The sequence below is a fragment of the Microbacterium aurantiacum genome (assembly GCF_002872075.1).
GTDB classification, from domain to species: domain Bacteria; phylum Actinomycetota; class Actinomycetes; order Actinomycetales; family Microbacteriaceae; genus Microbacterium; species Microbacterium aurantiacum_A.
Genome location: NZ_PGGU01000025.1, coordinates 33,079 through 40,506 on the forward strand (window position 1 = coordinate 33,079; position 7,428 = coordinate 40,506).

General features: G+C 67.3%; 4 protein-coding genes. 2 read left to right on the forward strand and 2 right to left on the reverse strand.

What is annotated here, in order from left to right:
• Positions 1 to 156: 156 nt before the first annotated feature.
• Positions 157 to 1,455 carry an ABC transporter substrate-binding protein gene (locus CUR96_RS15880; RefSeq protein WP_102194310.1) on the reverse strand — a complete coding sequence of 433 codons (1,299 nt, stop codon included), beginning with the start codon at positions 1,453 to 1,455 and terminating at the stop codon, positions 157 to 159.
• 229 nt (positions 1,456 to 1,684) lie between these two features.
• Between CUR96_RS15880 and CUR96_RS15885 the strand changes: the two genes are divergently transcribed.
• The gene (locus tag CUR96_RS15885; RefSeq protein ID WP_102194311.1) at positions 1,685 to 2,491 is read left to right on the forward strand and encodes a DeoR/GlpR family DNA-binding transcription regulator; all 807 of its coding nucleotides are present in this window, start codon (positions 1,685 to 1,687) and stop codon (positions 2,489 to 2,491) included.
• 89 nt (positions 2,492 to 2,580) lie between these two features.
• Complete coding sequence (locus tag CUR96_RS15890) at positions 2,581 to 3,204, forward strand: glyoxalase (RefSeq protein WP_102194312.1); 624 nt, start codon at positions 2,581 to 2,583, stop codon at positions 3,202 to 3,204.
• Positions 3,205 to 3,309: 105 nt separating this feature from the next.
• Here the strand turns inward: CUR96_RS15890 and CUR96_RS15895 are convergent.
• A partial coding sequence (locus CUR96_RS15895) for an ExeM/NucH family extracellular endonuclease (protein ID WP_102194313.1) occupies positions 3,310 to 7,428 on the reverse strand: 4,119 nt, incomplete at its 5' end.

Here is a 7,428-nt window from a genome sequence, read left to right on the forward strand (position 1 = left end):
TCTTGCGCAACTGCCGGCGCCTGCGCGAAAGCGAGACTCCGGTGACGATCACCTCGGTGTCGTCCGTGGTTCTGAGGCTCATGGTGCTCCTTGGTTGGTCGGGTGCCGCATCGCATCGTCCGATGCGGCACCCCGTTCATGCGGAGAGGCGGGAGATCAGAACTCCGCTTTCCAGGCCTCCTGCGCCTTCTTCAGCGCATCGTCGATGGACTGCTGTCCGTCGAAGGCGGCCTGCAGTTGCTCTCCGAGCAGTCGCATGAGCTCTTCCGCGACGGGCAGTCCGGTGAACTCGTTCGCCGGGTATCCCGCCTGGTAGATCTCGAAGGCCTTCTTGAACAGCTCGTCGTCGTTGACGAAATCCGGCACCGACTTCGAGTTGCCGGGGAACGCCTTGGCCATCGTCGACAGCTCGGAGTTCGTGTCCTCGCTCATCAGGAACTCGACCAGCTTGAAAGCGGCCTCCTTGTGCTCGGAGTTCTCGGCGACGCCGATGCCCCAGGATGCGTAGGGGATGCCCCGCTCGCCGTCGTAGCCGTCTTCGGCAGGGAGAGCCGAGATCGAGAACTTGAGGTCGGGGTTCGTCTCGCGGATGAGGTTGATGTGCGCCAGCGAGTCGATCATCATGCCGACACGGCCGTTGGTGAACTCCTCGACCTTGTCCTGCTCCTTCATGGTGAAGGAGCCGGACGCGATCACGCCGTCCTCCCAGAGCCCGCCGATGAAGTCGACCGCCGAGGCGACGTCGTCATTGGTCAGGTCCGGCTGGCCGTCCTTCAGCATCGAGCCGCCGGATGCCCATACCCACGACATGACGTCGTTCTGCACGCCGTTCGGCGCCTCGAGCGACAGCGGAAGCACCCAGCCCGAAGCGTCGCCGCCGAGGGCGGAGACCTTCGCCGCGGCATCCGCGAACTCGGTGCGAGTGGTCGGCGGTGCGGTGACGCCGGCTTCGGCGAGCAGGGTGTCGTTCGTGAACATCGGATAGACGAAGTTCACGACCGGGATCATGTACGTGCTGCCGTCGACCTGGATCTGGCTCGCCAGCTCGCTGTCGTCGTAGTCATAGTCCTCCATGAGTGCGCTCAGGTCGGCGATGACGCCCTGAGAGGCGAAGTCGTTCACCCAGGCGCCGTCGAGGCCGACGACGTCGGGCATGGTGCCGGATGCCGCTCCGGCGAAGAGCTGCTCCTTCGTCGAGGCATACGGTCCGCTCACCAGATCGACGGTGATGCCGGGATTCGCCTCCTCGAACTTGTCGATCAGCGCGCGGAACTCGCCGTCGGGGAGTTCGGGCTCCCACCACTGCGCGAACTCGATCGTGACGTCGCCGTCACCGCCGCCGTCTGTCGTTCCGCTGTCGCCCGCCGCGCAACCTGCCACGGCCAGAACTGTCATGGCTGCTGTCGCTGCGCCGGCGAGCTTCAGAATGCGTCGCCCTCGCCCCACTGTGATCATCACTTCTCCTCTTCGAGATCGTGCCGCATAACGCACTCTCATGCTTCTTCATGCGGTTTTGAGCCATGTTATGCCCGGATCTCCCCGATAGTCAAGGGCTTCTGCCGCGAGAAACCCGCCGCTGTCACCCGATCGCCGCGTCCGGGCGCGGAATCACGGCCGCCGACACCCCTGCCGTTTTGTGCAGGATTGTGCCGCGTCGCGCCCCTATGTGTGCCAACATGTCTGCATGGACGCTTCTGCAAAGGCCCACCGACGTCGGCTCCCCGCCGGGAGGAAAGCCGACCTCGCCGCATACGTCGAGCAGACGGGACAGGTCACGGTCGGCGACCTCGCGGAGCACTTCGATGTGTCGATCGACACGATCCGCCGGGATCTCGACCAGCTCGATCGCGACGGCGTGCTCATCCGCACGCACGGCGGAGCTGTCAGCGCTGCGAACGGCCAGCTCAAGGATCGGGCTCTCGACGTCCGTCTCAACATGCAGAAAGAGGAGAAGGAGCGGATCGCCCGCGTCGCCGCCGATCTCGTGCAGGACGGCTCGGTGGTGATGCTCAACGCGGGGACCACGACCCTTGCGGTCGCCCGCGCACTCCGCAACCACCACGATCTGACGATCGCGACGAACAACCTCCGGATCCCCGCAGAGATCTCGCCCTCCGCCTTTCGCGATCTGTTCGTCTTCGGTGGCGCAGTGCGCGCGATCACGCAGGCCACGACAGGACCCGTCACGTTCACGATGACGCCCGGCGGCCCCGAGGTCGACATCCGCTGCGACCTCGCGCTCATCGCGGTCGGCGCGATCGACCAGGAGGGGTACTCGACCTCCAACCTCGGTGATGCCTCGATGATGTCCGAGATGATCCAGCGGGCCGAGCGCATCGCGATACTCGCGGACTCCTCCAAGTTCGGACGCCGCCTGTTCGCGCAGATCGCCACACTCGAGCGCGCTGACTACCTCATCACCGACAAGTCCCCTCCGCGCGAGGTCGCAGCAGCACTCGCTCAGGCCGACGTCGAGGTCCTGACGCCGTAGGGTCCGCTGCGACGACCATCGCGCGGGCGTCCGCGAACCGAGCAGGAATCGAGAAGCGCCCCGCCCGCGGCATCCGTAGCGTCGGGGACATGAACAGCACAATCGACTCCATCACCCTCCACGTCTCCGACATCCCCGCCGCCGAGGCGTTCTACACGCAGGCGTTCGGGCTCGGCGATCGGCTCCGCTTGCGACCTGCGGATGCCGATACCTCGGGGTTCCGCGGCTACACCCTCTCGCTCGTCGTCTCGCAGCCCGCCAACGTGCACGCCCTCATCGAGGCCGCTGTCACCAGCGGCGCGACCGTGATCAAACCGATCGCGAAGTCGCTCTGGGGCGTGGGCGGCACCGTGCAGGCACCGGACGGCGCCATCTGGAAGGTCGCGACCACCGCCAAAAAAGACATCGCTCCCGCCAGTCGCAGCGTCGACGAGATCATCCTGTTGATCGGCGCCGCCGACGTCGTAGCCTCGAAGAGCTTCTACGTCGGGCGCGGCATCCCCGTCGCCAAGAGCTTCGGCCGCAGCTACGTGCAGTTCGACACCGGCACGAGTCCGATCGGCCTGGGCCTCTACCGCCATTCGTCTCTCGCGAAGGACGCCGGAGTACCGGCAACCGGCTCGGGCTCGCACCGGCTCACGGTGAACGGCGTGCTGGGTGCCGCGGTGGACCCGGACGGATTCGTGTGGGCGCCAGCCGAGGTACGGGTCTGAGGCGCACGACGCCGGCCACCGTCGTGCGGCAGAGGAACACGAGGAAGGCCACCGGGATCGCTCCCGGCGGCCTTCTGGTTCGCTGCTCAGTCGAGCGTGCTTCGGCTACGAGGCCCGACGGCGACGAGCGACGACCAGTCCGAGGCCCAGCACGAGCAGCAGGACCGCCAGCGCGATGTAGGGAGCGGAATCCGCACCCGTGGTCGCGAGACCGTTGCCGTTGCCGTTCCCGTTACCGCCATTGCCGCCTGCCGCGGTGACGGTGAGCGAGGCTGTGGCCTCGCCGCCGCCGGGTTCGATGACGGCGATGGTGTGCGAGCCCACCGCAGTGTCCTTCGGGATCGTCACCGTGGCCGAGAACGTTCCGTTCTCTTTCACCGTGACGGTGCCGATCTTCACCGGAGTGGATCGCAGCTCGATGACGAGTTCGGTCCCGGCGTCGAAGCCTTCGCCCGACACCGTGACCGTGCCGCCCGCGGCGACGGTGACGTCGCTGAGCGAGATCTCGCCGGAGGCCGAGGGCGCATCGGCGAACACCAGCGGAACATCGACCGCCGTTCCCGTGCTGGCGACGGCCACGGAGAGCAGCTGCTCGCCGAACACGCCCTCCGGCACGGTGAACGTCAGGGTCGACCGACCCGCCTCGTCCGTGGTGTCGACGGCGACCGGGTCGACCGCACCCGAGGCCAGTTCCGTGCCACCCAGCGTGAGCGACACGGCTCCCGGCGCTGCCTCGCCACCGGTGAAGGCGAGCGAGGACAACGAGAGCGTGACCTCGTCACCGGGGCTGTAGCCGTCGGCATCCGCCGGACTGACCGTGACGCCGACGGCGCGCTGGGCGAGATCCGGAGTCGCGGTCCCGTTCTCCTCGAACCAGTCCACCATCGACTGCAGGTCGATCTTGCCCGTGTCGGCCTTGTTCTTCCCCTCGGCGAAGGTGAAGAAGTTGTCGCCACCCGCCGCGAGGAACGAGTTCGCCGCCACGGAGTAGGTCGCGGCCGGGTCGATCGCCACGCCCTCGAGCGTGATCGATGTGATCCGTGCACCGGCTGCAGCCGCAGGATCGTAGGTGTACACCAGTCCCTCGGATACGCCGAGCTTGAGGAACGGCCGCGCGGCTGCCGCCGGTTGCCACTGCTCCTCCAGCACCTGCTTCAACTGCGCACCCGTGAGATCCAGCGTGACCAGGGTGTTGGCGAACGGCTGCACCGTCGCGGCCTCGCGGAAGGTGACATTGCCCGCCGGATCCGTCGCGCCCGTGGCCGCATGACTCAGATTCGCCCGGAGACCCCCGGGGTTCATCAGCGCCAGGTCGGCACCCGTCGACCACTTCTGCACGTCGGCGACGAAGTTGCCGAGAGTGGATTCACCCCCGCGGTTGTCGGTCTTGCCATCGCTCTGGCGCGCTCGGTTGAAATCGGCGGTGATGTCGCCGACCTTGACGGCGCCGAGCACATCGGCTTCCGCCTTGGCCGCATCGACGATGGACTGGACCTCGGGCACGGCCGGGTACAGCGGCACCCAGCTCTTGTCGGGGAGCTGCTGCCGGAGGGGCTTGATCTCGTTGGTGATCGAGATCAGATCGTGCGACTTCGCGTCGACCTGGATGTTCATCAGGCCGAGGTTCTCGCCGTACTGCCCCGCCGAGACGACCGGACGGCCGTCGATCACGTGGTTGTACGCGAGATGCGTGTGCGCGGAGACGATGGCGTCGACGTCCTGGTCGACCCCGTAGACGATCTCGCCGAGCGGCGTCTCCGGAGTGACGCTGGACAGTTCGACGCTCGCCGCCCCCTCGTGCACGAGCAGGATGATGACATCCGCCTCGCCGTTGGAGGCGTCGCCGTCGCGCAGATCGTCGGCCACGGCGTTCACGGAGTCGACGATGCTGCGCACCTCGAGATCGGCGATGCCGTCCGGCGAGACGAGCGAGTCGAGATCCTCGGTGACGGCACCGACGAATCCGACCTTGACACCCTGCAGCTCCTTCACCCAGGCCGGAGCGAGCGCGGGCTCGCCGGTCTCGGTGACGAACACGTTCGCCGAGATGTACTCCCAGTCGGCGCGGTCCTGCACCCGGCCCTCCAGGTCGGCCCATCCCTGATCGAACTCGTGGTTGCCCGCCGCGCTCACGTCGAGGCCGGCCGCATTGAGCGCGTCGATCGTCGGGTTGTCGTCGTTGATGAACGAGGTGAACGTGGAGGCGCCGATCAGGTCGCCGGCGGCGGCGAAGATCGTGTTCGGGTTGGCCTCGCGGAACTGCTTGACCGCACCCGCCATGACCGCGGCACCGGCTGCGGCACCATCCTCCTCGATACGACCGTGGAAGTCGTTCATCGTGACGACGTCGATGCTGACCGGCGGGAGGGCGCTCGAGACGCCCACGACGATCGGGTCGTGGTCGCTGGAGCGGTACGGCGTTCCCGTCTCGGTGGCCGCGTACGCGTAGCCGCGGTCGCTCCACTCCGGCGAGTTGATGCTCCACACGCCCGCACCCGTGATGGATGCCGAGAGCTCGGGCGACGCGATGACGTGGTCGAGCGAGCCGAGCTCACCGTCGAACGAGTAGGTGTACTGACCCTGCGCCCTGTCGGCGACGAGGTCGCTCCAGCCCGCGGCCGTGAACACGTCGATCGGGTCTTCCTTGCCGTAGGCGTTGAAGTCGCCGATCAGCAGCAGGTCCTCACTGCCCGACGTCTGCTTCAGCTCATCGGTGAAGGCGAGCAGCGACTGCGCCTGCTCCACGCGATCGGCGTTGAAGAATCCCTGCCCGTCGGCCGGCTCGGACGTTCCGTCCTTCGGATCGGACTTCGACTTGAAGTGGTTCGCGACGACCGTGACGACGCGGCCGTCGATGTCGAACGCCTGAGCGATCGGCTCTCGGGCGTTGCCCCACACCGTCTCGTCGATGACGGTCGCGCTCTCGCCCTTCGTGGCGACGGCATCCTTCTTGTAGATGATGGCGTTGGTGATGTAGTCGGTCGTCGCCGCGTCGCCGAGCACTGCGGGCGTGGGAACGTACGCCCAGACCTCACTGCCGGCGGCCTCGTTGAGTCCGGCGACCAGGTCGGCCAGAGCCGAATCGATCGGCTTTCCGAGCTTGACCGAGTTCTCGATCTCCATGAGCGCGACGATCTCGGCATCCAGCCCGTTGATCGCCGAGACGATCTTGGACTTCTGGATGGCGAACTGCTCGGCGTCGGCCGCTCCGCGGGCGTCGGGGTTCTCACTCTTCAGCGTCGTGAAGTAGTTGTAGACGTTGAACGACGCGACCTGCACATCGCCGCCCACCTCGGGGGCTGATGCCGGCCGCGGGTTCGTCGGCGCGAAGCCGACTTTCACATCCGCCGGGGAGGTGCTGTCGATCGGCACCACCGGCTGCAGGCGCCAGTCGTCGAAGCCCCACTGCAGCACGTAGCCGTTGTCGCCGAACTCGACGGTGTCGCCGCTGCGGACGACCACGTCTTCGGTGAAGTAGGGCTGCTCACCCGGGTGATTCTTGTTCGTGACCTGCAGCGACCAGCCGTCGTCGAGGAAGATGCGGTTCGCGCGGTTCTCCGCAGCGATCGCCGCCGCCTCTTCACCGGGTCGCGTGGTCTCGGTGCTCTTCACGTTCAGGTCGGCGCCGGCGTTCAGCCAGAGCGCGCCGAAGTTGTAGAGCTGGTGGCTGGAAGCCAGGCGGTAGGTGCCGGCCGGCACCACGTACATGTTCTCGAACTGCTCGCGGTCCGTACCCAGCACTGTGTCGGGCAGGGGGGTCGCGGCAGGCACGCCGGTGCCGGCGGCGACGACCTCGACGCCCTCGAGAGCGGCGGGGCTGAGCTGAGTCTGGCCGAAATACTCGCTGACGGAGCCGGTCACGGAGACGAGGTCGCCGATCGCGAGGGTCGGCGCCAGCGCGTTCAGGAACACGAAGATGCCGTCGGATGCTCCGGGCGTCGCATCCGTCTCGCCGCCCGAGCCCTGAGTCTGGATGACGATGCCCTTGTAGCCGCCGGTGCGGTGATCGGCAGTGACGACGCCCTCGACGGTGACGGTCTGACCGGCGAGCGGGGACACGTCAGTCGTGCCCTGCACCTCGGCGATCGTGTGCGTCGCCGCGGTCGCGGCGAGCGGCGCGACCGGAGTGGACTCCGGCGAGACCTCTTCGTCCGCTTTGGCCTCGGGGGCCGTCTCACCGGGTGCCTCATCCTCCGGCGCAGGAGTCTCCGGCGCCGGAGTCTC